This window comes from Malacoplasma iowae (assembly GCF_900660615.1).
Taxonomy (GTDB): Bacteria; Bacillota_I; Bacilli_A; order Mycoplasmatales; family Mycoplasmoidaceae; genus Malacoplasma; species Malacoplasma iowae.
This window is the reverse complement of sequence record NZ_LR215023.1, coordinates 997,691-1,024,259: the sequence shown is the minus strand read 5'-3', so window position 1 is coordinate 1,024,259 and position 26,569 is coordinate 997,691. Positions and strand designations below refer to the sequence as shown.

The 26,569-nt window shown below is 24.7% G+C and carries 23 protein-coding genes; 17 read left to right on the top strand and 6 right to left on the bottom strand.

The features are described from left to right. Positions 1 to 2: 2 nt before the first annotated feature. The 4 genes from alaS to EXC57_RS04070 all read left to right on the top strand — a co-directional run bounded on the left by alaS (position 3) and on the right by EXC57_RS04070 (position 5,829). On the top strand, positions 3 to 2,804 hold the full coding sequence (alaS, locus tag EXC57_RS04085) for an alanine--tRNA ligase (RefSeq protein ID WP_040538222.1): 2,802 nt from the start codon (positions 3 to 5) through the stop codon (positions 2,802 to 2,804). Further along, positions 2,804 to 3,217 carry a Holliday junction resolvase RuvX gene (ruvX, locus tag EXC57_RS04080; RefSeq protein WP_036451436.1) on the top strand — a complete coding sequence of 138 codons (414 nt, stop codon included), beginning with the start codon at positions 2,804 to 2,806 and terminating at the stop codon, positions 3,215 to 3,217. The genes alaS and ruvX overlap by 1 nt, the downstream gene beginning before the upstream one ends. A gap of 160 nt (positions 3,218 to 3,377) precedes the next feature. Then, the gene (locus EXC57_RS04075) at positions 3,378 to 4,733 is read left to right on the top strand and encodes a DUF31 family putative serine protease (RefSeq protein ID WP_004024874.1); all 1,356 of its coding nucleotides are present in this window, start codon (positions 3,378 to 3,380) and stop codon (positions 4,731 to 4,733) included. Between the two features lie 121 nt (positions 4,734 to 4,854). After that, positions 4,855 to 5,829: an IS30 family transposase gene (locus EXC57_RS04070; protein ID WP_129692495.1), complete on the top strand. Its 975-nt coding sequence runs from the start codon at positions 4,855 to 4,857 to the stop codon at positions 5,827 to 5,829. A gap of 137 nt (positions 5,830 to 5,966) precedes the next feature. On the opposite strand, the gene EXC57_RS04065 is transcribed toward EXC57_RS04070, so the two are convergent. From EXC57_RS04065 to EXC57_RS04055, 3 genes are read right to left on the bottom strand one after another with little or no spacing between them, the layout of a single operon-like run. Beyond that, a complete protein-coding gene (locus EXC57_RS04065; RefSeq protein ID WP_004024873.1) occupies positions 5,967 to 6,245 on the bottom strand; it encodes a hypothetical protein in 279 nt (92 codons plus the stop codon). Next, positions 6,246 to 7,622: a DEAD/DEAH box helicase gene (locus EXC57_RS04060; protein ID WP_004024872.1), complete on the bottom strand. Its 1,377-nt coding sequence runs from the start codon at positions 7,620 to 7,622 to the stop codon at positions 6,246 to 6,248. Positions 7,623 to 7,643: 21 nt separating this feature from the next. Further along, positions 7,644 to 8,342 carry a potassium channel family protein gene (locus tag EXC57_RS04055; protein WP_004024871.1) on the bottom strand — a complete coding sequence of 233 codons (699 nt, stop codon included), beginning with the start codon at positions 8,340 to 8,342 and terminating at the stop codon, positions 7,644 to 7,646. A gap of 87 nt (positions 8,343 to 8,429) precedes the next feature. Here EXC57_RS04055 and EXC57_RS04050 point away from each other — a divergent pair, with 87 nt between their 5' ends. From EXC57_RS04050 to EXC57_RS04020, 7 genes are all read left to right on the top strand, one after another. After that, positions 8,430 to 10,268, top strand: a complete 1,839-nt coding sequence (locus tag EXC57_RS04050; protein ID WP_004024870.1) for a TrkH family potassium uptake protein — start codon at positions 8,430 to 8,432, stop codon at positions 10,266 to 10,268. 2 nt (positions 10,269 to 10,270) lie between these two features. Then, positions 10,271 to 10,819 (top strand): DNA-3-methyladenine glycosylase I, encoded by a 549-nt coding sequence (locus EXC57_RS04045; RefSeq protein WP_004024869.1) that lies wholly within the window; start codon positions 10,271 to 10,273, stop codon positions 10,817 to 10,819. A gap of 74 nt (positions 10,820 to 10,893) precedes the next feature. Continuing rightward, positions 10,894 to 11,886 carry a U32 family peptidase gene (locus tag EXC57_RS04040; protein ID WP_129692678.1) on the top strand — a complete coding sequence of 331 codons (993 nt, stop codon included), beginning with the start codon at positions 10,894 to 10,896 and terminating at the stop codon, positions 11,884 to 11,886. Positions 11,887 to 11,903: 17 nt separating this feature from the next. Continuing rightward, positions 11,904 to 12,377, top strand: a complete 474-nt coding sequence (locus tag EXC57_RS05320; RefSeq protein WP_081463016.1) for a U32 family peptidase — start codon at positions 11,904 to 11,906, stop codon at positions 12,375 to 12,377. A gap of 2 nt (positions 12,378 to 12,379) precedes the next feature. Beyond that, complete coding sequence (locus tag EXC57_RS04030) at positions 12,380 to 13,567, top strand: U32 family peptidase C-terminal domain-containing protein (protein ID WP_004024868.1); 1,188 nt, start codon at positions 12,380 to 12,382, stop codon at positions 13,565 to 13,567. 103 nt (positions 13,568 to 13,670) lie between these two features. Next, entirely contained in the window at positions 13,671 to 14,135 is a 465-nt protein-coding gene (locus EXC57_RS04025) for a hypothetical protein (RefSeq protein WP_129692677.1), read from the top strand. 94 nt (positions 14,136 to 14,229) lie between these two features. Then, on the top strand, positions 14,230 to 14,730 hold the full coding sequence (locus EXC57_RS04020; RefSeq protein WP_004024866.1) for a Holliday junction resolvase RecU: 501 nt from the start codon (positions 14,230 to 14,232) through the stop codon (positions 14,728 to 14,730). A gap of 105 nt (positions 14,731 to 14,835) precedes the next feature. On the opposite strand, the gene EXC57_RS04015 is transcribed toward EXC57_RS04020, so the two are convergent. From EXC57_RS04015 to EXC57_RS04005, 3 genes are all read right to left on the bottom strand, one after another. Beyond that, entirely contained in the window at positions 14,836 to 16,857 is a 2,022-nt protein-coding gene (locus tag EXC57_RS04015; protein WP_129692676.1) for a hypothetical protein, read from the bottom strand. Between the two features lie 276 nt (positions 16,858 to 17,133). Further along, positions 17,134 to 17,466, bottom strand: coding sequence for an HU family DNA-binding protein (locus tag EXC57_RS04010; RefSeq protein ID WP_004024863.1), 333 nt, complete (start codon positions 17,464 to 17,466; stop codon positions 17,134 to 17,136). Between the two features lie 116 nt (positions 17,467 to 17,582). Then, positions 17,583 to 17,915, bottom strand: a complete 333-nt coding sequence (locus tag EXC57_RS04005) for an HU family DNA-binding protein (RefSeq protein WP_004024862.1) — start codon at positions 17,913 to 17,915, stop codon at positions 17,583 to 17,585. Positions 17,916 to 18,366: 451 nt separating this feature from the next. Here EXC57_RS04005 and EXC57_RS04000 point away from each other — a divergent pair, with 451 nt between their 5' ends. From EXC57_RS04000 to EXC57_RS03975, 6 genes are all read left to right on the top strand, one after another. Then, positions 18,367 to 19,650 carry a heparan-alpha-glucosaminide N-acetyltransferase domain-containing protein gene (locus EXC57_RS04000; RefSeq protein WP_004024861.1) on the top strand — a complete coding sequence of 428 codons (1,284 nt, stop codon included), beginning with the start codon at positions 18,367 to 18,369 and terminating at the stop codon, positions 19,648 to 19,650. A 15-nt stretch (positions 19,651 to 19,665) separates the two neighbouring features. Then, complete coding sequence (locus EXC57_RS03995) at positions 19,666 to 21,291, top strand: hypothetical protein (protein ID WP_040538213.1); 1,626 nt, start codon at positions 19,666 to 19,668, stop codon at positions 21,289 to 21,291. A gap of 65 nt (positions 21,292 to 21,356) precedes the next feature. Continuing rightward, a complete protein-coding gene (locus EXC57_RS03990) occupies positions 21,357 to 22,937 on the top strand; it encodes a class I adenylate-forming enzyme family protein (protein WP_004024859.1) in 1,581 nt (526 codons plus the stop codon). A 103-nt stretch (positions 22,938 to 23,040) separates the two neighbouring features. Continuing rightward, the gene (locus tag EXC57_RS03985; protein WP_004024858.1) at positions 23,041 to 24,384 is read left to right on the top strand and encodes a DUF31 family putative serine protease; all 1,344 of its coding nucleotides are present in this window, start codon (positions 23,041 to 23,043) and stop codon (positions 24,382 to 24,384) included. A 21-nt stretch (positions 24,385 to 24,405) separates the two neighbouring features. After that, a complete protein-coding gene (locus EXC57_RS03980) occupies positions 24,406 to 25,251 on the top strand; it encodes an NAD(P)-dependent oxidoreductase (RefSeq protein WP_004024857.1) in 846 nt (281 codons plus the stop codon). Positions 25,252 to 25,349: 98 nt separating this feature from the next. Continuing rightward, entirely contained in the window at positions 25,350 to 26,534 is a 1,185-nt protein-coding gene (locus EXC57_RS03975) for an acetate kinase (RefSeq protein ID WP_129692675.1), read from the top strand. Positions 26,535 to 26,569 lie beyond the last annotated feature (35 nt).

Below are 26,569 nucleotides of genomic sequence, written 5' to 3'. Positions count from 1 at the left end.
ACATGAAAAAATTTACTTTAAGTGAAATAAGAAATATTTGACTAAAATTCTTTGAAGAAAAAAAGCACTTAATTGTTGAGTCACAATCTTTAATTCCTAAAAATGATAATTCTTTATTATGAATTAATTCTGGTGTGGCTACATTAAAAAAATATTTTTCAGGAATTGAAAACCCACCGTCAAAAAGATTAACTAATAGTCAAAAATGTATAAGAACTAATGACATATATAATGTAGGTGTAACTTCTAGACATCATACTTTTTTTGAAATGTTAGGTAATTTTTCTATTGGAGACTATTTCAGAAAAGATGCAATAGATTTTGCTTTTGAACTATTAACAAAAAGATTTAATATTGATAAAGATCTATTGTATATAACAGTTTATAAAGATGATAATGAATCATATGAATTGTGACAAAAACACGGAATAAAAAAAGAACACATAATTAAGTGTGATAAAGATAGAAATTTCTGAGAAATTGGCCAAGGACCTTGTGGACCATGTACTGAAATATATTATGATAGAGGTCCAAAATATGATCCAAACAATATAGGTGAAAAATTATTTTTGGATGATATAGAAAATGATAGATATATTGAAATATGAAACATTGTTTTTAGTGAATTTGAAAATGATGGCAATAATAATTATTCTCCTTTAATTAGAAAGAATATTGATACAGGTGCTGGTCTTGAAAGATTAGCTTGTGTATTTCAAGATGTACCAACAAATTATGATATTGATGCATTTGCATTAGTTAAAAATGAAATTCAAAAATACACAGAAAATAAATATGATATAAATCTTTATTTTAAAAAAGAAAAAAACCCTATAAGCTTGTTAATAAATAGAAGTTTCAATGTTATTGTTGATCACTTTAAATCAGCTACTTTTGCTATTGGTGATGGGGCAATACCATCAAACAAAGATAGAGGTTATATAATAAGAAAGTTATTGAGAAGATCATTTGTATATCTTGATATTTTAAAAGTTAAAAAAGATGTTAATGAAATTATAGTTTCAAAAATCATTGAGACAATGAAAGACTTTTATCCTAATTTATCAAAAGAGAAAAACAATATTGTTTCAATCATAAATCAAGAATATAAATTACATCATGAAACATTAAAAAATACTATAGCAGAATTTGTAGATACAATTAACAAACCATTAAAAGAAAAAGATGATGTTAATTTCTATGAATATACATTGTTTAAACTTGTTGAAACATATGGCTTCCCAATTGAAATAATAAAGGAAATTGAACATTCAAAAAACGAAAATAAAGAAACAATTAACTTTATTATTGAAGCTTTTGTTGGAAAAGAAATAAATGTTAATAATGTGTTTTCTTTAAAAAAATTCAATTTTGACAAATTTAATCAATATTTTGAAGAACATAAAGAAGTTTCAAAAGGAAATAAGGAATTAAAAGCTATTGCTAAACAAAATAAGAATTTAATTAATTTGGAAGTTGAATCAATTTTTGATTATGATAATCTAAAATTAAAAAATTCTAAAGTTATAGCTTTATTTGATGCAGATTTTAATAGCGTGAATGAAATCAACAATGAAGAAGGATTTGTTGTTTTAAATAAAACTTGTCTTTATGCTACAAGTGGAGGTCAGCTTTGTGACAATGGTACTATAGATAATGTCTTTATTGATGATGTTGTTAAAGCACCAAATGGTCAAAACGTTCACCATTTCAAAAAAGGTAGTTTTAAAGTTGGAAACGATGTTGATGTTGTAACAGATGTTGAAAGAAGAAAATCTTTAACCATTCATCATTCAACAGAACATTTATTACATTCAGCTTTAAAAAATGAAATTCATGAATCAATCAAACAAGAAGGTGCATTAAAATCACCTCAGAAAGTAACTTTTGATTTTAGTTATAATAAAAAACTTAATCTTGATGAAATTTTGAAATTAGAAAAAAACATTAAAGATATTATTAAATCAGCTGTTGATACTAAAACATATTTAAAGACTTTAGATGAAGCACAACAAATGGGAGCTTTAGCTTATTTTGATGATGTTTATAAAAAAATAAAAACAAAATTACGAGTTGTTCAAATCGGAAATAAATCAATTGAAATATGTGGTGGTACTCATGTATCAAACACAAAAGAAATTGAAGATTTTAAAATTATCAAACTTGATTCTAAAGGATCTGGTTCATGAAGAATTGAAGCTATAAGTTCAAAAGCATTAATAGATGATTTCAATAATAATGTTCACAAACCTTTATTGAGTAATTTAGAAAATTTATTTAAAGAATATAATTCATTGAATTTTAAAAATGATCTTTTTGAAAAAAATAAAAATATTAATTTGAATGAATTACATTATTTTGAATTAAAAAATATGTTTGATTTACTAAGTAATGAATTAAATATTGTTAAATTCAAAATTAATAAAGAAAAAGAAAATACAGAAATTTTAGAATTAAAAGATAAATTCAATTCTTATAATGATAAAATCAATCTACTTATTTTTGAAAACATTGATAGAAAAGTTTTAACTTCAACATGTACTAATATTGTTAATGAAAAAAAAGAAAACATCTTTATTGTTGTTAATTTTATTGATAATTCTTTCCAATACATATTATGTGCAAATCCTAAATTTATTGAATCATTAGGATTTAATTTAAACCAATTAAATAAAGAAATAGTTGATCTGTTTAATGCTAAGGGTGGGGGAAGAAATAATTTTGTTCAAGGAAGTTTCCCAAAAGTTGATAATAAAGACTTTAATAAAATTTTAGAAAAAGCTAAAACTTTATATAAATGATAATGAATGATAAAAATATTTTAGCTATTGATTATGGTACTAAACGTATAGGTTTTGCAATATGTTATCAACAAACTTCTTTTTCAATACCATATATTACTTTGGAAAATAATGATAGTGTTTTTATTAAAATAAAAAAAATAGTTGATGATGAATTTATTGATCTAATTGTTTTGGGTTTTCCAAAAACAATAAATAATTATGTTTCAGAAAGACACCAGTTAATAAATGCATTCTTAAAAGATTTAAAAGATAATATTGGAATAGAAATTATCCTAGTTGATGAGTCATATTCTTCAGTTGAATCAGTTAGTTTGCAAAAAGAATTTAATATAAAATCAAAATCAATAAAAAAAACTAAAGATCAAAATAGTGCAACAATAATTCTTGATAGATACTTAAATAATTTTAGATAGGTTTAATATCCTATCTTTTTTATTACTACTATTCCAATACATTTTTTAGTTAATGAGATTTTAATAATGCATAATTAAAAAAAAAAAAACATTTTTTTATCTAGGTTATTGTTATTTTAATATTTTTAAGTATCATTATGATATTAGGTATCAATTTAATATGAAATTTAAAAAAATAATATTATTTTTTTCTGGAGCAGTAGGAATAATATTGTCAACTGTTCCATTAACATCTTGTTTTGGATCAATTTTTTCAAATAAAAATAATGGGTTCACTTACATGAATGCTAATATTGAAAATTATAGAAAAGATAGTGAACAATTGAAATATATAAGTGAAAGATCATTATCTTTAAAATTTGAATTTTCACCTATTGATTCAAATTCAACCAAAACTGATGTTTATGGAACAGGTTGAATAGTTGGTAAAGATAAAAGTTCTGAACACAAATATTATGTTGCAACAAATATGCATGTTGCTGATGCATTAAGTTTATCTAATTATTCTTATAAAGATTATAGAGTCTACAATAATAGTTGATATTATAACCAAATTCAAAAACAAACTTTAACAGGATTAGATATTGGCATAGTTGGTAAGGGTGAAAAAACAAGTAATAACTTTTCTAAATTAACAAGTTTTGGAACAACAAAACCACAAGAAACACTAATAAATAACAACACTTATGATGGGATATTAGCTTATATTAAAGATTCAAATTCTAATGATTCAGTTTTAAAAAGTAATAATGTTAGTATTGTATATTCTGGATATCAATCGTTTAATAATCAATTGTACAAAGATGTTAACAACATCAATTTAAGATATAACGAATCATTAAATCCAAACAATTATTTATATAATCCAACATCTGATATAGCAATTCTTTCTATTGATTTTTCTCCTTTTTATGATGTTGGACAAAATGGAAATGCTATTTTTATAAATAATGTCAATGTTTTTAAAAGTTTTTTAGATAATTATGATAAAAATCCTACTAAATTTGCATCACAATACAAACCTGGTGAAGATGTATTTGTTGCTGGTTTTCCAGCTGCAACCAATGTAGTAAATAATGTTTCTCCTCGTTGAAGTGGTGTTAGCTATGTTAAGACAGAAAATCTTTTAAAAAATGGTTATGAAGATTCTTTTGTAACTCAACCAAATATAAATGGTAATAATGTACCTTTACCTGATTTTTCAGCAGCAAATGAAGATGAAATCAAATATTATGGAAATATGAATAATAAAGATTTTTTTTCTTTTAGAAATTCAGCAACACAAGTTGTTGCTTGAGGTGTTGATTTAAAAGGTGGTAGTTCAGGATCTGTTGCAATTAATTCAAAAAATGAAGTTATTGGTATTTATTGAGGTGGTTTAACTTATAAAACAAATGGAGATAATAAAGAATATTTTTCTGGAAGAATAGATTTATTAAATGGTAATGGTCCTGGTTCTTCAAATCGTTATAAATATAATATTCTAAATGACATAACAAAAATATTAAATGTATAGTTTGAAAACTATACATGCTCGATTGACATGTGAAGTGCAACACTCAAAAAAGAGTGTGCACTTCATTTGTTTTGTTTGTAAGTGTTCACTAATAAAAAGATAATGAATATTAGGAGTGCTTATGAAAACTTATAAACATTTAACAAAAGAAGAAAGATGCTTAATTTATTTTCTTTGAAATAAAGAAAAATATTCTATGAATAAGATTGCAAAAATCTTAAATAAAAACAAATCAACAATATCAAGAGAATTAAAAAGAAACACATCTTCAACAGGGATTTATTATTCATCAACTGCTCACAAAAAATACATTAGAAGAAAATCAAATTGTCATATGTTTTTTATGTTGAAGTACAAAAACTTCACAGATCTTTTTATTCAAAAATTTAATCCTAAATCTCATGGTGTAGAAGCTACAATTTTTTGAATAAAAGAAAACTATCCATTAGTTAAAGTTCCAAGTGCTAGGCAAGTATTTAGATGAATCAATAGCAAGATTTGAAAGATACAAAGAAGAGATTGTTTAAGAAGAAAATATGTTAAAGGGAAAAGAAGAAAAATAGGTATATTTTCTAAAATTGATGGAAAATACTGCATTCCTTATAGTCTAAGACCAGAAAAGATAAACAATAGAAAAGAATTTGGACATTGAGAAGCTGATCTAATAGTTAGTAAAAGGCAAAGTGGTTATTACCACTTATTGACATTAGTGGAAAGAAAAACAAGGTTGGCAATTATTAGAAAAATAAAAGGGAAGAACGCTAGATCAATGATGGCTAAAATGTATACCATTATTCGAGATGAAAAACTCCCAATAAAAAGCATCACTGTTGATAATGGGTTAGAGTTTCAAATGATGGGAATAACTGCAAAACAATTCAACTTTAAAGTTTATTATTGCCAACCTTATTCTTCATTTCAAAGAGGGTCCAACGAGAACATAAATGGGATAGTTAGAAGATGATATAAAAAAGGAACTGACTTCAGTTTAGTAAGTGAAGATAAAATAAAAACTCTTGAATGAAAAGTAAACAACATCCCAAGAAAAATGTTTGGTTATAAAACAGCTTACCAAATGTATCAAGAAAATATTTAAAACAAAAAAACTCTCAACTTATATTTCAAAGTCGAGAGTTTAATGTAACATTGAAGTGTTGCACTTCACATGTCAGTTAGGGATGTATAGTTTGAAAACTATACATTTTTATTTTGATAAATTTTAATAATTAGAAGTTAATCATTATCTAGCATAATTTCAGTATAAGTTTTAAATTGTATTATTTCTCCTGATAATATATAACCCCACATTAGCTTTCCAATATTTAAACCTTTATTATCAATAACATATTTTCTTAAAGAATTATTTCATAATTCTTTTTTTATTAGGTATCTATATAGTTTGTTTTTAATTTTAAATTTTATTCTCATTTCATAAAATTCTGATGAATTTCTAACCTCTTCATCAACATAAATGTATTCAAGTGATGAAGAATTAATAGTGTTAAATTTCATTTATTGTCCTTTATTTTTTTTGTTTCTAGATTTAGCAGCATTTTCCATTTTATATTTTTTTATTCTTTGCTCATTAACTAGTTCTTCAATTCTTTTTCTTTTAGCTTTTCTTTTAATTTCTTGAATTTGAAGTTTAACTTTCTTTTTATAATTTGGTTTTACTTTTTTAGATGCTGTACTTATTACTTTTCTAATTTGAACATCTACTTCTGTTTCTTTTTTTTCTACTTTTTTAAATTTATAATTAAATTCACTAAATTCATTTTTATTAAATTTAATATTGTTTCAAACTATTCCCTTTTTTTGAAGTCTTGTAATAGCATAATAATTGTTTTCATCTAAAAATACATATGAATTACCAATGTAGTTATATCTTCCACTTCTACCTGCTCTATGAATGTACCATATATCTTCTTTTGGCATATTATAAGAAATAATATGGCTAGCACCATCAATGTCTAATCCTCTAGATGCTAAATCAGTTGCAACTAAATATTTAAATAAATTTGCTTGAATTGCTTTGTATGTGTTTTTTCTTTCCCTTGATGTTAGGTCACCATGAAGTTTAGCAATATTATTAGGTTCGATTTGAACTAAAACATCAAATATTTGATCAACATCTTTTTTTGTATTAGCAAATATTATACAAAAATATGGGTTAGTTTTTTCCAGCAGTTTTTTTAATACTTCTATTTTGTCATTATTCCCATAATGAATTACATGATGATTAATTTTTTTATGTGTTCAAATATTTGTTGTTACATCAAATATTTTTGAATTTTTGAAATATTTAGATAATTGGATACTTAATTTTTCGTGAAGTGTTGCAGAAAAAGCTACCTTTGTTATGTCATTAATATTTTTTATTGAATTAAATATTGATTCAATCAAACCAAAAAAACCTAGATCAATTAGCATATCAGCTTCATCTAAAACAATATATTTTAAGTTGGTTAAAATTAACTTAAAGTTAGAATTTAATTCTTGAAATTTTTGTGGTGTTGTTATTAATATGTGTGGAGGATTATTTTCGATTTTTTTATTTATTGTTTCTGTTTCAGAACCACCCACAAGTAGCTTAATTTTTAAGTTTTTGTTGTATTTTTTAAAATAAATTGACTTGCTGTAAATTTGATTAGCTAATTCTCTAGTTGGCAAAATAATAATTGATTGAATGTAGTTTAATGATGTGTCTATTTTTTCCAAAATAGGAAAAAGATAAGCATATGTTTTACCAGTACCAGTTTCTGATACACCAATAGTATTATTGTTTTTTAAAATGGATGGAATTGTTTTAAATTGAATATCTGTATATCTTTTTATGTTAAGATCAGCTATTGCTTGATTTAACCATTCGTTTTTAAAAAATCTTTCCATTTATTAAAACCTCCATTAATACTAATTAGTAAATTTTTCTAACAGTGCTTTTGAATCCTCTTTTTTACAAACTACACTTAATGTATCGTTTAGTTTAATTTCATGGTTTGCATTTGGAATAAAAAAACTATCATCTCTTTTTAAACCAAAAATATTACAATCCAATTCTTCTCTTAGGTTAAGATCCATAATTGTTTTTCCAACAATTTTTGGATTAGTAACTTTAAAGTGAACAATATTATAATTTGTGCTTAAAAGGTTTATTTCAACATTGTTTTTAAATAATGATTTATAAGCAAGTCTACTTCCAACTTCTTCTTCAGGAATAACTGTTTCATCAACGCCAAGTGTTTTTAATAATTTACTATGAATGTCATTTTTCGCTTTTGCATAATATCTTTTATCACCATATTTTTTACAATTTGCAGCAATCATTAATGATTCTTCAATATCAGACATGCTTATCACTATTACACTAATATCTGATATATCAAAAGCATTTATAGAATCAAAATCTGTAATTGTAGTTCTAATTATGTTTGTAAAAATTGGTTCAGCTTGAACAAGTCTTTCTGCGTTTTTGTCAATTATATAAATATTTGTTTCTTTTACACCCTCATTTAATAATCTTGCAGCAAAACCTTTCCCAAATTTACCATAACCAATTATTAAATATTTATTTTGGTGTGATTTATCCTTTTCAATTTTTCTTTTAGACATAACTTAATACCCCAAAATTAATATTTATTATTATACATTTATATAATTGATTTATAATATTAACTTATAATGGGTTAATATTTGACAATGAAAAAAAATAACTTATCTAAGTTTAAAAAGAGTTTTAAAAGAAGAATTAAAATTAGTTCTTTTAATGCAAAAAAGTTTAGTAAGAATATAAAGAAAAGTACTAAAAATTTCATTTTTATGAACTGAACTTGACCAAAAAAAGTATTTTTGGGAATTATTGTCATTGTATTAATTGGAACTATACTTTTATATTTACCTATTTCATATAATTACACAAGTTATGAATATAAAAACAATGAATATATCTTTAATTTAAACTTGAGTGAAGCCGATAAATTATTAAATAAAAGTGAGACACTACATGTTAATTTTATAAAAGCTATGTTTGTTGCTGTTTCAGCCTTTACAGATACTGGGTTAACTGCAGGTATTGAGGTTGGAACTCATATGAATTTCTTTGGTCAGTTTGTTGTATATTCATTAATCCAAGTTGGTGGTTTTGGATATATTTCCTTATTTTATTTATTAGGAAAATCTATTTATAGATTGACTCAAAAAAATATTTTTAGTAAATCGATGCTCCACATTGAAAGAGGTGGATCTAAAATTTCACAATCATCAAAAATGATTGTAAGATTGTTTTTTATTCTAACTGGAATTCAATTTATTTTTTCTTTAATACTAGCTTCAATAATTTATAGTGTCCCTTTTTATTTACAACAAGATGCAAAAGATTATTTTGGTATTACTGTTGATTCTAATGTTGTAAATGATGGTTATCAACATTTTGATAAAGCATTATGACATGGTGTGTTTTTATCAAGTGCTGCTTTAAATAATGCAGGTTTTGATCTTTTTGGTTCTAGTTCTTTGTCTCTGTTTAGAAATGATTTAGGAATTATTGTTCAAGTTCTACTTATGTTTTTATTTGTTATTGGTGGTATTGGATTCCCAATAATTTATGATTTTAGTATGAGAATGGAATGGTTTTTTAAAACCAAAATACTTGCTAAATATTTTAATAGGTCAGAATATAAAAATCTTCCTAAAAACAAATATACTTCATTTACAAAAATTTGTTTAACATCATATTTCATAATAGGTGTTGTTAGTGTTGGGCTTGCCTTTATGACTGAATATTTAGGCGTTTATAATTATGATGTTCATTTTATTAATAGTGGTGCTGAAAAGGGAGAAAAGTTATTTCAACCAATGATTAAATTTACACAACCAATAATGGGTGAAAATGGTCAAATGGTCAAACCCTTTGGAGAACTTACTCAACTAAATATTAATTGAAGTATTATTTTTAATGTTGCTTCAACAAGAAGTGCTGGTTTTGCTACAGTTGGATTATATAATTTAACAGAATCAACAAAAATTTTATATATCATTACCATGTTTATAGGAGCTTGTCCTTCAAGTAATGGTGGTGGTATTAGAACTACAACTATTGCAGTTATGTTTAAATCAATGATGAGTTGAATAAGAGGTTTAGATAAAACTAGTGTGTTCAAAAGAACAATACCAAACAAAACAGTTACTTATTCTTTTTTAATTTTCTTATTAGGATTTGTGATAATGTTTGTTTTGACAACAGCATTCTTTTTTCTAAGTTTTATAAATAATGATGGTAAAAACTTTGTTCAACTTCAAGAACCATATAATTTTACTTTTGTAGATTATTTATTTGATATGTCTTCAGCATTTGGTACAACAGGTTTATCAACAGGAGTATCAAGCCTTGTTGTCCTTCCATGATGAGCATTGCTTCCGCTTATCATCATGATGCTTATAGGACAACTTGGTATTGGTGCTACTTTAGATATATTTGCAAGAAAAATTCCAAAAAGAAAAGATATTGATTATCTTGAAGAAGATATAAGACTTGGTTAATTATGGAAAAAATTAGATGTGAATGAGCAAATAAAAATAAACATTATAAAGATCATCATGATAATTTTTGAGGTAATGTTTGTAAAGATGAAAATGTTCTTTTTAAATTGTTAATATTAGAATCACAAGCAACAGGGCTTAGTTTCAGTGTGCTGTTAGCAAAAGAAAAAGGATATGAAAAACATTTTGATTTTAATAACATAGTTGCCATTTCTAAAATGGATGTGGAACAGCTTGCTAAGATTGCAAAAACAAATGATGTCATAAAAGATATTAAAAAAATATCAAGCATTACAACAAATGCAAAAGCTTATTTAAAACTTATTGAAGATTATGATTCTTTATACAATTATTTATGAAGTAAAGTTGGGTTTAAACAACAAAAGAATTTAGATCCAAATATAAAAACAACTTTGTTATCAGATCAAATATATAAAGAATTAAAATCATATGGCTTCAAATATCTTGGAAGTGTGACGATATTATCTTATCTACAAGCCATAGGAATTTATAATGATCATTTTCCATATTGTTTTAAATATAAAAAATAAATAGAAAACAAAAATTCTATTTATTTTTTTATTTAACTTTAATAAACTATAATATTTATTGCTTTGGAAAAAATATGTCATATATTAGAAAATTATATTTAGAAAGTATAAAAAACAATCATCATCCTTTGGAAATAGAATCGTGTTATTACATTTGGTCATTAATATCGATTCACAAATTTTCTACTATGTTAGAAATTGGAACAGGTAATGGTTTTAGCTCAACTTTTTTTGCATTAAAAACAGATTTAAAAAAAATTAAAACTATTGAAAAAAATGAAATATATTTTCAAAACTCTAATAAAGTAAGTTCTAAAGTTGAATATGTATTGGCTGATGCATTTGAATATAAACCTGATTCAAAATATGACATTATTTTTATTGATGGTCCAAAATCAAAACAAGAGTTGTTATTTGAAAAATATCAAAATTATATAAACCATAATGGAATGATAATAATAGACAATATTTTTCTTAAAAGACTTTTAAGCAAAAATAATAAGCAGGCTTTAAAAATAATAAATAAAAATAATAATTTTATTAAATACTTAAATCAAAAAAAGGATTGAAATATAAAAATAGTTAATGTTGGTGATGGTTTGGCTGTGTGCAAAAGGAAGGAAAAAACTATGAAATTATCTGTAACTTGTGGGAACTATTCTTTAGCTTTAAAAATGTTAGAACTTAATGTTGATAACATTATAGTTGGACTTAAAGATTATTGTTGTCGTTTTAATAATGTTTTTACAATAGAAGAAATAAAGTCTCTTTGTAAAAATAAAGGTAATAGCAAAATTACTGTGTGTCTTAATGACATATATTTTGAAAATCAAATGAATGGTTTAACTGAAACATTAAAGTTATTAAATGATATTGATATTGATTATGTTATGTTTCATGATTTTGCAATACCACAAATATGTTATGAAGAAAATTTAAATTTAAATTTGCATTATAGTCCAGAAACTATTGTAACAAGCTATGGTCAATTTGATTTTTATCTTAAAAATAAAATTACAAGAGTTTCTTTAGCTACAGAATTAATGACAAATGAAATGAAAAAATAGGTCTTAACAAAAAAGCAATGGAAGTTTATGTTAAGGGGTTTGGTCTTGGGTTTGTAATGCATTCAAGATGACCTATGCTGTCAAATTTTTTAAAACATGCTGATGTTAAAGAAAATAAATTTGATAATTTATCATATTGGGAGATAAAAGAAGATTTAAGAAAATATCCCAATATTATTTATGAAGATAATAGTGGAACTCACATGCTAACAGGTTATTTTTTAAGTTGTATCAAAAGACTTAAAGAACTTTATGATTCAAATATTGATGGTTTAATTATTGATTCTCTATTTATGAAAGATAACCAAGTTATTGAAATAGTTAAATTATTTAATCAAGCTTTAAGTAATTTAAACAATGAAAATGAGATAATAAAATTATTTGATAAACAAAAAGATTATGTTGACCACATTGTATCAGAAGGTTTTTTTGGAAAAATGGGTGATATATTACATACACTAAAAAATGATAATGAACAGGAGGGAGAATAATAATGAAATATGAGTTATTAATGCCTGCTGGTAACTTTGAAAAAGGAATGTATGCTTTAGAATATGGTGCTGATGCAATTTATATTGGACCAAAAGCTTATTCACTAAGAGCTAGAAGTTCAAATTTTGATTTTAGTGAAATTAAAAAAATTACAGATTATGCACATAGTAAAAATAAAAAAGTGTATGTGGTTTTAAATATTATTTGTCATAATGGACACTTACTAGGGTTTGAACCATTTTTTAAAAAAATCAATGAGTGTAATGTTGATGCTGCAATTGTTGCTGATCCTTATATTTTTTCTAAAATAAAAGAAATAAATAAGGATTTTGAAGTGCACATATCAACTCAACAATCTGTTTGTAATTCTAAAGCAGCTTTATTTTGAAAAAGAAATGGTGCAAGTAGAGTTGTGTTAGGTAGAGAAACAAGTTTTGAAGAGTTAGCATTACTTGATAAAAATCTTAAAGAAGAAATAGAACTTGAATATTTTATTCATGGAGCTGTTTGTATTTCTTATTCTGGTAGATGTATGATGTCTAATAATTTTTCATTAAGAGATGCTAATGTTGGTGGTTGTGCTCAATCTTGTAGATGAAAATATAAAATAGTTAATCTTGAAAATATTGACAAATATTTTACCATGTCTGCAAAAGATATGTCTTTACTTGAAAATATGAATCAATTAATGTCTGTTAATGTTGCATCTTTCAAAGTTGAAGGAAGAATGAAATCTATTCACTATGTGGCTACTGTCACAGCTTGCTATAGAAATGTTATAGATGCGTATATTAATAAAAAAGAAATTGATATATCAAAAGTAAAAAAAGAATTGCAAAAAGCTGAAAATAGATTAACATCGTCTGCTTTTTTTGATAAAAATCCAAATGAATCAAAAATGCTATATTTTGAAGAAGAAAGAGAATTATTACAAAACTTTGCTTTTGTATTCATTGAAGAAATTACAGATAGAACATTCAAAATCCATTCAAAAAACTATTTTACTAAAAATTCTAAGTTTGAAATATTAATGCCAGATTTAAACAATGTTGAATTTAATATAATTGACATAAAAAATAGTGATAATGTTTCTATAAACATAGTTAATCAACCATCAACTGAATTTACTATTACTATAGATAAACCTTTAAAAAATATAGTTAACAAAATTGTTAGAGTAATAAAATAAAAAACCACTATTTTATTAAAATATAGTAATTTTAATTTTTGGTTTAATCTATTTGAAATTACACTCCTATATAATATAATAAAAGCAAGAATAGGGGAGATATATGAAATTATTTAAAATATTATTCTCGTTGTTATTTCTAGTTTTAGCAGTGTTGTGAATAATGTATACAATTTCTTTCTTTGGTTTAAACACTAAAGGTTGGGATACATTAACGCAATTAGGGCCAATAGCTAAACTAAATACTTGAATACAAGATTATATTGTTAGTAGAGGTAATGCATCTTCAACAGCTTACTTTGGATTAAAATTATTCTTAGCTGGTGGTGCAGTTCTATTAGGGTATACAGCAATATTTTTTCCACTTAAAAAAATTCCATTCTTTGGATCATTAATAAAAACGCTTACATTTATTATTCCAACAATTGGATCTTTATGTTTAATAATTGGTGCAATTTTATTATGAGGAAACATTAGTGTTCCTTCATTCCCTGGAATTGATAAAATAATTGGTGGTAGTTCAAGTAAAGAAGTAGCAACAGTTGCTTTAAACTTATTTATTGCATAATAAAAAGTATTGGTTAAATAAAAATACATGAGATAGATTTTCTATTTCGTGTATTTTTATTTTAAAATATGTATGAATTTGAATGGGAGCAAATATGCTAAAAAATAGAGGAATGTATATTGAAGAACTAATTAACAAAACTATTAGTTATTATGAAGCAAATAATTTATGTCATATAGAGAAAAGAAATTTACCAATAAAAATAATAAGTAAAAAAGAAACAAAAATAGAAGGTCATTTAAATAAAAAATCTTTTACAGATTTTTTTGGAATTATAGATGGAAAGTATGTAGACTTTGAAACAAAACAAACAAATGGTAATAATTTCTCTTTAAATATGATTAAAGATCACCAAATAAAACACATAATAAGAATTAATAATTTTGGTGGAATTTCATTTATCATATTACATTTTTTTGATTTAAATAAAACATACTTGTTACCAAGCAAATTGTTAGAAAATGCATATACTAAATTTTCTTTATATCAAAGCATACCAATAGAATTTTTTGAAAAGAATGCTATTGAAGTAGAACTTATTTTTCCAGGTATATTAGATCTAATATCAGCAATTAAAAAAATTAATGTTAAATAAATATTTAATAGTGAAATGTTCTTATAAGAAATTATAGATGATATTTAAAAACCATTCCTTTTATATTAGAGAATGGCTTAAATATTTAATGCAAATAATAGATTATTATTTTTTAGAATTTATCTTATTTTGTTTTCTTGAATATGAAAACAAAATTAAACATGCAAATGAAGTGATAACTATAACAATAGAAATAAATGTAATAGTTATTGGGTCTTGTCAAACTTCCATATATCATACATCGTTATAAAAATTTGAACTAATGTTGTTAATGTTTGAAAATTCTTTTGTAGTTAATTGGTCATCATGGAATTTTTTGATATATCCTATTTCTAAAAATGGATTGTATACATCTATTGTTCTTTTTTTGTTTACTTTAATTTGATCACTATATGGTACTTGAGATGGTAAACCTCTATATATAATGTCAAATGTTCCTGGAACTGGGAAATTATTATAGTCTATTGATTTATATGCTTGTTCCTCTGTTTGTTTATAATTCTGTTTTAAAAATAAATATGTAGATAAAATTGTTGTTGACGTGTATTGAATTCCAATTAATTGAGTTTGAGGAATTGTTTCATTATTTGATGTAGCTGTAAAAAATGGAACATATGTTTGATTTGACTCTTTGTTTTTTGATTGTTCTTTTTTATCTCAACTAAGAAACATCTCTCAAGGGAAATTATTAAAATAAATTGGTTTAATATTTTCACTTTTTTTAGATATAAAGTTTGTCATTTGTTCTTGTTGTTCAGTTGTGTAATATGGATGATGTTTAAAGAAATAGTTATATTGATCTACTGGATATTTTTTTGTAATTCCTAAAAAAGTGTTTTGTATTTCTTCAGCTCTTTTGCTGTTAACATGTGCTACTTCTCTAATTAATGAATCACCCATTCAAATAATGTTTTTCTTTTTAGGATCATAATTTTCAAATCCTTTATAAACAAAATCTTTAAGTTGTGCATTTTCAACTTTAAAAAACTTCTCATAGTTACTTATATAATTATCTTTTTGAGTTGTTGATTTTTCTTCAAATAATTTATTTGATAAATCATAATAATCATAGTTAAAACTATAAGCTGGATACATTCTTTCTGTGCTTGTTTGATAATATGGTGAGTCAATGTATCTTGTTATGTGAAAGATTGTAAATAAATTAGTTCTTAAAAAATCTCATAGAACAGATTTTGAATATGCATCAAATGAAGCTTCTGAATTTGTTTTATCAAATATTGAATTAAGTTTAGTCAAAGTTTGATTATTTAATGTTTCGATGTCTTTGCTTTGTTTATTTAATCATTTTATATATGACTCTACAAACTTAAATGTTTGTGAATTTCCATCTGATGTTATGTATATATGATTTGTATGTTGCAAAATATCATATCATTCTTTGCTACCATTATATTTTCCTCAAACAGAAGTTAAAGAAAGATCTGGTATTCAAATATCAAAAGATACATCATTGCCATATTTGTTTTTGTAGAACTCAAATATTGTACCTAGCATTTCTGTAGATGGAAATATACGATAATCCTCATCTTTTGTAACATCTGGAAAATTGTTTTGGTTGCTAATTAATAAAAATTGGCTTGTCTCATAATTTTTCGTTAACTCATCATATTTTGAAAAATCAAATTTATCATGATCTTTATATACATCACTATCAATGAAAAAAGCTATTTCATTTTTCATTTCATTTTTTTGATAATTATTTTTTTCTAATAAATAATTTGTTACTAATGTTGATTGTTGATATACAAGAGATGCATTTCTTGTAAATATTAATTTAATAGTATTATTGTTTTGAGTTTCTTTTATACTTTCAATTCATTTAGAATCTGATTCCATTTCTTCTGAACTTGGTATAGGAGAAATTTGATATTTTTCATTAGTAGAATCTACTGAATCAAAAATGCCTCCTTCTCTCTCTCTCTCTCTGTGTGTGTGTGTGTGTGTGTTGTTAATACCGATAGCATTTTTATCAGTTAGATTAGTTAAAGTTCCTTTGTCTTGACTATTTGTTAAAGTTAATTGTGAACCAACAAATGGTGCTACCATAAAACCCGTTGATGTTATAAATAAAGATTTAACAAATAGTATTCTATTAATTTTTTTCAAATTAACCTCCCTTACATAAAATATATGTGAAATCTTATATCTTAAATTTACTATAATCTGTTTCGTAATCAACCGGTTTTCAAACGTATTAATAAAAATAAATTATTATCAATTTTGTGATATTTTTTTTATTAAAATTTAAACAGTTTTATTAAAAAAAATAACAAAATAATTTGTCATTATGATCTTTTTCTTATTTTTTTTATAGTATTTTCTTACATAAAAAATAAATAAAAAAAACACCTAATTTAATTAGGTGTTTGGTTTGCATTTGTATTAAACATATAATGTTTCTGCGAATTCTTTACATTGTTTAGAGAAAGAGAATTTTAACTTAGTTTTAGATTTAAAAACTGTGTTTTCTCCAGTTAAAGGGTTTTTACCAAGTCTAGCATCAGAGTGAGTAACTTTGATTTTTCCTAAATCTAATAATTTAAATTCTCCACATCTATCTAATTCAGCGAACATAAGCTTTGTGAAATCATCAAAGATGTCTTTAATAACAGTTTCTGAAATATTAATGTTGTTGCTAATTAATTTGTAGATTTCTCTTTTTGTAAGAGGTTTACCACTATCAATTACCAATTTTTCCATTGATTTTACTGCCATTCGATCCTCCATTTTAGCTTTTACCAATAAATGCGTTATTAGTAAACATTATTATTTTATCTTAAAATATATTTTTTAATAATTATTTTTTTAAATCTTTAGGTTACCAAAATTTACTAAACATAAAGTGTTTCAGCAAAATCTTTACATTGTTTTGAAAAAGTAAATTTCAACTTAGTTTTAGATTTAAAAACAGCGCTTTCACCTGTAAGTGGATTTTTACCAAGTCTAGCTTTTGAGTGAGTTACTTTTATTTTTCCTCAATCAAACATTTTGAATTCTCCACATCTATCAAGTTCTGCAAAAAGTAAATTTGAAAAATCTTCAAATATATCTCTAATAACAGTTTCTGAAATGTTTATGTTATTGCTTATTAATTTATAAATTTCTTTTTTTGTTAATGGTTTAGTATTATTAATTACAAGTTTTTCTATTGATTTGATAGCCATATTTTGCCCTTATTTATATATTAATTATTGCTATTATATTAACATAAACTATATTTTATATATTAATATAATACTCAATTAATTTTTATAGTAGATGAACGATTTTTTTCAAAAAAGGTGTTTTTTTTTTTTTTGATATACTAATTAACGAATTTATTTTTCACATGATTTAAATTGATTTTATTTTTTTTGAATCAATTGGATCATCTGTAAAAATAAAAAATTAGTTTTACATTCAGAAGAGGTCAACTTTAATAAATAAATAAAAAAAGCTGTCAAACAAATGAATTGGTAATATTTTATAAAATTTTAAAAATTTACTATTGCATTCGCAGGTAAATTGCGCGATTAAATAAGAAGTCATAATATCCAATTCAAACTAAATTAAATAAGTAACATTTAAAAGTTTTAATAACAAGCTTATATAAACTATCTATTGAAGGGGTAGGAAATGAAGTTCAATCTATTATCCCAAGGAAATATAAAAGATAAGTCCAAAATGATTTTCTTATCAGATGATTATTTTAATGGCGTCACTCGTTTAAAAAGTATAGATGCTTTTAGAGGAATGTGTGTCTTCTGTATGTTGATCTTTCAATTCCTAAAAAACTTTCCAAGTTTAGGTATATTATCCAGGATTGCTAATCATAGTTTAGAGAAAGGAATAGTTATTCTTCCAGGAATGACTCTTGCTGATTTCATTGCACCAGCATTTATTTTTGCAATTGGACTAACATTTAGTTTGTCTTTTATTAATAGAAAAAATAGGCAAGGTACACTTAAAGCATTTATTCATGCTATTGAAAGAGCATTAACGATTTTAGGTATTGGAACTTTTTTAGATCTCTGTAACAAATATTTAGATTTTTTTGGTGGAAAAAATCAATTAGATGCAGTTGCTTATACATTAACAGCATTTTCAGTAATAGCTCTTTTATCACTTATATGCCGATTAATAGGTTTGATTCCAAAAATGCCAAACCTCTATAGATCAATTGTTGCACAAATATTTTATATATCTCTTTCTTGTATGGGGATTATCAATATTATTATTACTTCAATTGATTATCATCTTATATTGACAGGTAAATCACAAATTTATGTTTACTGAGTAACATTGCAAACCATAGGTTTTGCCATTCTTGTAGCAATTCCATTTGTTATTTTTAATAAATGAGTAAAACTATCTGGATTTATTATCATATTCATTTTATTTAGTATTTATCATCAAACAGGAAATAACAAAACTTATCTTGATATTCCAGTTCATGGTGGAGTAATCGGTGGTTTTGGATGAGGAGCAATGTTGCTATTGTCCATGTTTATTGGCGAAATATATTACAAAAACAAAAATGCTAGTTTTGCAGTTAGTGCAATAGTTGCTTCACTTGGGATACTACTTATCCAATGACTTGGAAATATAAATCTTGGATCATGTAGTCCTACATTCATTCTTACAACAATTGGATTATCTGGAATTGTGTTTGCTTGTTTTGATTGTTTTTCAAAATTTTACAAATTGAATTTTACCCCTTTTGTTTGATGGGGCAAGAACCCAATTATTATGTTCTTAATTGAGTTCTTTGTTCTAGGGGTTTATGGGGCGGTTGCCCCTAAAGCGGCATTAACTGATGCACCAGCATGACTAGCATCAATTCAAGGAATAGTTGCCGTTGTTGGATTAACTGCTATTGCATTTGGTTTATATAAAACAAATAGAAAATTATCAATATAAATAAGGAGACTGAAAATGCTGTTATTTGAAAATATTAAAAACTTTTTCAAAAGGCCTTCAACTAAAGATGTTGAAAACAAAGAAAATAACAATGATCAAGTTGAAGCTAAAGAAGATGTTAATGTGAAAGATACAAAAGAAGATAACAAAAGTAATCAAACAACAAAATCTTCAAAATCTAAAAAATCAAATTCTAATAAAGATGAAAATTTAAAAGAAGAAAAAACAAATGATGAAGTAAAAGAACCTACTTCATCAGAAGTTAATAGTGAAAATGGTAACAATGTTTCATTGCCTAATAATTTAGAGTTTAAAGATGAACATGATAAAAAAACAATAAAAGAAAGAATTCTTTCTGTTGATCGTTTTAAAGGTTTTTGTATGTTCATGTTGGCCTTGTCAATTATTGTTCCTTTATTTGGACACAATTTATTTGTAGGTGAATTTGGAACATTCTTAGGATCTTTATTTAAACATGCACCAAGAGAAAATGGAAATAATGGGTCATTAATAATACTTCCTGGAGTTTCTATTCCAGGAGTTAATAATAGTATAAAAATACCTGGTGTTTCATTTGCAGACTTATTTGCACCAATGTTTATATTTGCTATTGGTTTAACAATTATTCCAAGTTTTAGAAGTAGAGAAAGAAAATATGGAACTTTAAGAGCATACCTTCAATTAGCAACAAGATTTTTAGCTTTAATTGGTTTAGGTAGTGTGATAAACGGTCTAGAAGATGGATGAATTGATGTTTGAACAGAACCAGCAAAAAATAGTTTTGAAAAATTTTCTATTCAAATAAAAATTTATGCAGTTTCATTTTGAATTGTTTTAGGTTTAGTTATTTTATCTTTTGCTTCTGTTTTTATAAAAACTGATAAATATAAAATTAAAACAATTATGGCAAATGGTACAAAATGGTATGCTGCCATCATGGGATTATTTAGTTTATACTTTATTCTTGTAAAAACTGGGGAATCTTTTACTGCTCCTACTACAACTCTTTATGGTGGATGAGTTTGAGATACATTGCAAAATATTGGGTTATCAGGTCTATTTGCTTTGCCTTTTATAGCTCTTTCAAAATGAGCAAGATTAATTACAATACTATTCATAATAGCTATAATGTCTGTTTTATATCAAAATGGATTATTTGCTTTTGCTAATAAAATTCTTGAAGGTGGTGTAATTGGTGGAATAATGTGAGCAATGATTTTATTATTTGGATCAGTTTATTATGAATTAAGAGAACACAAATCTTATTGAGTAATATGTTCTGTTTTAATGTTCTTATCATTGTTCTTTGTAGTCGGATTAAATTTCTATGCAGCAAAAAGAGGTGCAACTCCTATGTATGCTCTATTTACTGCAAGCTTGTCAGCAATGATATGAGGAATTTTCAATCTATTTAATAACTTCAAACCTAAATATGATTTATTTGCAGATTGAGGTGCTAACTCAATATTTACATATATAACTTTAAAACTTGTTGGATTTGCTTTAGAAGGTGGAATTGGAGAAGCTTCACTTAATAAAGTAAGTGCTGGTGCTGCAATTCCAATAATAATTGCTTTAATGGGTGCATTTACTGCAATCCATTGAGTTTTAAGATATAAAAAAATATATATCAAATTATAAAAAATACCCTTAAAGGGGATTTTTTACTTTACACAATAATTAAGTTTTTATTAAAGGTTTTAACTATGAATTGTTATGAAAAAATGATTAAAGAATCAAATAAAAATACTGGTACTATATCATACTATGACACAACTATATCAATATCTAAATTTATAAATTATGTAGATAATTTTGCATCTTCTTTAATTAAATTAGGATTTAAAAAAGGTGATGTTTTAACTATTTATTTACCAACAAACCCACAGTCATTAATTGCTTTTTATGCTTGTTCTAAATTAGGTGTAATCGCTAATTTAGTTCATCCTTTAGTACCAATAGAAAGTTTAAAAAACAATTTAAAAGAGAACAATTCCAAAGGATTATTGTTTGTTGATTTTTTAGTTAAAGATACTAGCCTTTTAAAAAATACTAATCAAATACTTATTAAAACATCATTATCAGATTTTATGGGAACTTTAAAACCTTTTATTAAAGCTTTTTTATTATGTAAGAAAATAAAAATCAAAAATTGTTTAAATTTTAATTCATTATTAAAAAAAGATAACAATATAAATTATTCTCAAGAAGAAGTTTTGGATGTAGATCCAGTTTGTAGAATGCATAGTAGTGGAACAACTGGATCACCAAAAATTGTTGAACTTTCAAATTTATCTTTAAACAATCTTTCAGATAATTTAAAGAAAATGTATAGTAAACAAATAGTTCCAGGGAAAAACGCCCTTGTATTACTTCCAATTTTTCATGCTTATGGATTAGGTGTTGCTATTCATACATGTTTATGTAATCAATATAATTTAGTTTTAGTTCCAAAATTTAATTTTAAACATGTAGCTAAATTATTTAAAAAACACAAAATTAATTTTGTGGCAGGAATTCCAGTAATGTTTAAAAAAATTATCACTAGAAAAGCATTTTTTGGAAATCATTTAAAATATCTTGAAGATATTTGATGTGGTGGCGATTTAATAACAGATACTGAAGTTAAAGAATTTGATGAAATTATAAAAAAATATAATGGTACAGCAAGAATAATGAGAGGATATGGATTGACTGAAGTATCTGGTGTTTGTTGTGTTAATAGAGATGGCTATTATCGTAATGGAAGTTGTGGTAAATCAATTCCAAATACTGTTATTGAAATATGAGATGAAAATAATAATAAACTAAAACCTAATCAAATTGGTGAAATTGTAATAACAAATAATTCATTAATGGAACAATATTTAAATGATGATAAAGGTTTTTCTATTAAAGATGGCAATAAATGAATTAAAACAGGTGATATTGGAAAACTTGATGAAGATGGTTTTTTATATTTAATTGGAAGAATGAAAAGATCATTTAAAATTAATGCAATTAATGTTTATCCAGAAGAAGTTGAAAAAATTATTTTACATTTAGATTTTGTTGATGAAGTTTGTGTTGTTCCATACCAACAAAACAACAAAACATTACTTAGAGCATTTATTACTTTAAAACAAAAAAATATTGATATTCACAAAGTTAAAGAAGAAATTATTAATTTATGTAATCAATGTTTAATTAAATATTCAATTCCTAGTGATATAAAAATCTTGGATCTTATGCCAAGAACTAATATAGGTAAAATTGATTTTAAATTACTTAGTGAAATCAAACAATAACTTATTAAATGATTTAAATTAAATTTTTAAAGTTTTTCCATATTTTCAATAATAAAGAATTAAACAAAAAATACTTGTATAATATTTTAAATAGGTATCTAAAATGAAATTTAATATTCTATGCAAAATATGTTCTGTTCCTTTATTGTTTGGTAGTACTTTTGTATTCACATCATGTTTTTATGGAAACTATGTAATTGAAAATTATTCAAGTTTTGATTCTCCAGAAATTTTTGATTATAAAAAAAATTCTGAACATTTAAAGTATATTAGTGAAAGAAGTTTTTCTTTGCGTTTTAAAACAAGAAGCAGCAATGGTGAATCTTTTGTAAATGGAACATCATGAATAATTTCAAAAGATAAAAGAGCTAATCATGTTTATTACTTGGCAACTAATTTGCATGTTGCAGCAATTGTTAACAATAGTGGTAAAAGTTTTAAAAGAGCATTATTTGATAAAAATAATAACACTATTAAAGTTTCAAATGACAAAGAGGCCACTCTTGTTGGAATGGATGTTGGTATTATTTGGGATAGAAACTTAACACCTGGAACATCACTAGCTACGCAAACTCAAGATACAAAACTTAAATATATAGAAAATATTAATAATACATATTACAATTCAAACTTTAATGTTAGTCCTGCATTAATCCCAAATCAAGATTTTTCAGTTGTTTATTCAGCAAACACAACATTTAAAAGTTTTGATGTTTTAGACCCAACAAAAACTCGATATGATAGTAGTTATGTTTTGAATCCAACATCTGATTTTGCAGTTTTAAGAGTTGATTTTTCAAAGTTTTATAACCAACCATATAACTATAAATATTCAAGTTTATTAGCAAACATGTTATCAAATTACAATTACTCACCAACAAAAATCGCTGATACAGTTGTTGAAGGAGAAAAACTTTACATTGGGGGTTTTCCAGCGGACACACATCAAGATAATGGTTCATATATACCAAGATGAAGCGGAATTGAAATAGATTCTGGATGAAAAATAAAAGAAGGTCATAAAAATTATTATCCTTTATCTAATCTTCCACATCATGGTTACAAAAATTATAGACCAAGTGATTTACCAGAAATTAATTTTATAGGTGTTGGTAAAGATGATATAAACAATCCAGATAAAAATGAGTTTAATGAAAATATTTATTATTCACAAAAGAATGTTGCAGTTCAAGGTTGTGTAAAAAATATTAATTTATTAGGTGGAAGTTCTGGATCTATGGTTATCAATTCTAAAAATGAAGTTGTTGGTATTTATTGAGGTGGTTATCAAACAATTTATAATTTCAATGGAACATTCGATTTTATTAATGTAAATCAAAATGTTTTAGACATAATTAAGAAAAACAATAATGGTATTACAATCAATCAATGAGAATACAAATACAACTTGTATGAAGAATTTAAAAAAAGTGTTGGCATAATTTAAAAATATATTTTGGAGTTATATATGAAAATAGCATGAATTGGGACTGGAGTTATGGGTATTAATATGATTTTAAATATCTATAAAAGCAATCCGGATATTAAAGTTTTTAATAGAACAAAATCAAAGGCTGAACCACTAAAAACTTATGGTATACAAGTTTGTGATTCAATAGCACAAACAGTTCATGATGCTGATATTGTTTTTACAATGGTTGGTTATCCAAAAGATGTTGAAGAAATATATTTGAAAGAAAATGGAATTCTTAAAAATATTGGTGAACACACAATTTGTGTTGATATGACAACTTCTTCTCCTTCTCTTGCTAAAAAACTTTATGGTTTAAATGAAAATATTTTAGATTGTCCAGTAAGTGGTGGAGATATAGGTGCTAAAAATGGTACATTATCAATAATGGTTGGTGGCAAGGAACAAAATTTTAAAAAAATACTTCCTATACTTAATTTATTAGGAAAAAATATAACTTATTTTGGTGAAGGTGGTTCTGGCCAAAATGCTAAGCTTGCTAATCAAATTAGTGTTGCAGGTACAATAGCTTGTACTGTTGAATCTTTATATTATGCTCAAAAAAAGGAATTAGATTTAAATAAAATAATAAATTCTATTTCTACAGGTGCTGGTTCTAATTGACAAATAATAAATAATGGTCCAAAAATTTTACAAAATAGTTTTGAACCAGGATTTTATATAAAACATTTTATAAAAGATATGAAACTTATAAAAGAGGAAATTAAACCACAAAAATTAAAGGTGTTAAACACTGTTTTAAAAATGTATAAAAAACTTGCTAAAAAAGGAATGGAGAATTTAGGCACCCAAGCTCTTATTCATTATTACAACAATAACTAAGATGTAACATTGATACATTTTAGTTTTTTTATTTTTCCAATTTTTTATTTGAATAAAGAATATAATAATTAATATATACAAAATATAGAGGTATTAAAATGAATAAAAATATTTTAGTTGTTAATGCTGGATCAAGTTCTATTAAATTTAGAATTTATGATGTTGACATGAATGAAATTGCGTCTGCTTTATGTGAGAGAATAGGAGTTGACGGTTATTTTAAATTATCATTGACTAATGGTGAAAATTTTGAAGAAAACGCAAACTTTGCAAATCATGATCTTGCGATTGATTATTTTATTAAAAAGATAATTGAATTAAATGTTGTTGATTCACTTGAAAGTATTTGTGGAATAGGTCATAGAGTTGTACAAGGTGGAGAAGTAACAAGTTCTGTTTTAATTGATGAAGCACAACTACAAAACATATATAACAATATAAAATTAGCACCTTTACATAATAAACCTGAATATGATGTTATTTCGTTATTGATGGAAAAAATTCCTGCTGCTAAAAATGTTGCAGTTTTTGATACATCTTTCCATACATCAATTCCAAAGGTAAACAATTATTATGCTGTACCAAAAAAATGACTTGAATCTTTACCAATAAAAAGATATGGTTTTCACGGAACTTCATATAGATATATTTTAGAAAAAATGAAAGAAGTTCTAAATACTGATAAACCATTAAATTTAATTGTTTGTCACTTAGGTAATGGAGCTAGTATTTGTTGTATTAAAAATGATAAATCATATGACACAACAATGGGATTAACGCCATTAGCTGGATTAGTTATGGGTACAAGAAGTGGTGATATTGATACATCAATTTGTCAGTTTGTTTCTGAAAACTTAAATTTATCTATCAATGAAATATGTAATGAATTAAATAAAGAATCAGGTCTAAAAGCTATTTGTGGTAGTTCAGACTTTAGAGATATAGCATCAAATGCTGTTGATGGAAATGATTATGATTTTGCAAGAGATATTTTTGTTCAAAAAGTTGCAAACTATGTTGCTCAATATGCAAATCATTTAGAAGGTAATATTGATGCAATAGTATTTACTGGTGGTATTGGTGAAAATTCTTTTGATGTTAGACAAAGAATATGTGATAGATTAGGCTTATTAAAAATTTATATTGACAGAGAAAAGAATCTTGAAAAATATAGCGACTATAAAAAAATTAATAACTTAATTTCTAGAGTTAAAGTTTATGCAGTTAGAACTAATGAAGAATTAAAGATTGCACAAGACACTAAAAAACTTTCTGGAATATAAAAAATAATATATGTGGTATTACTTAGTAATGCCAC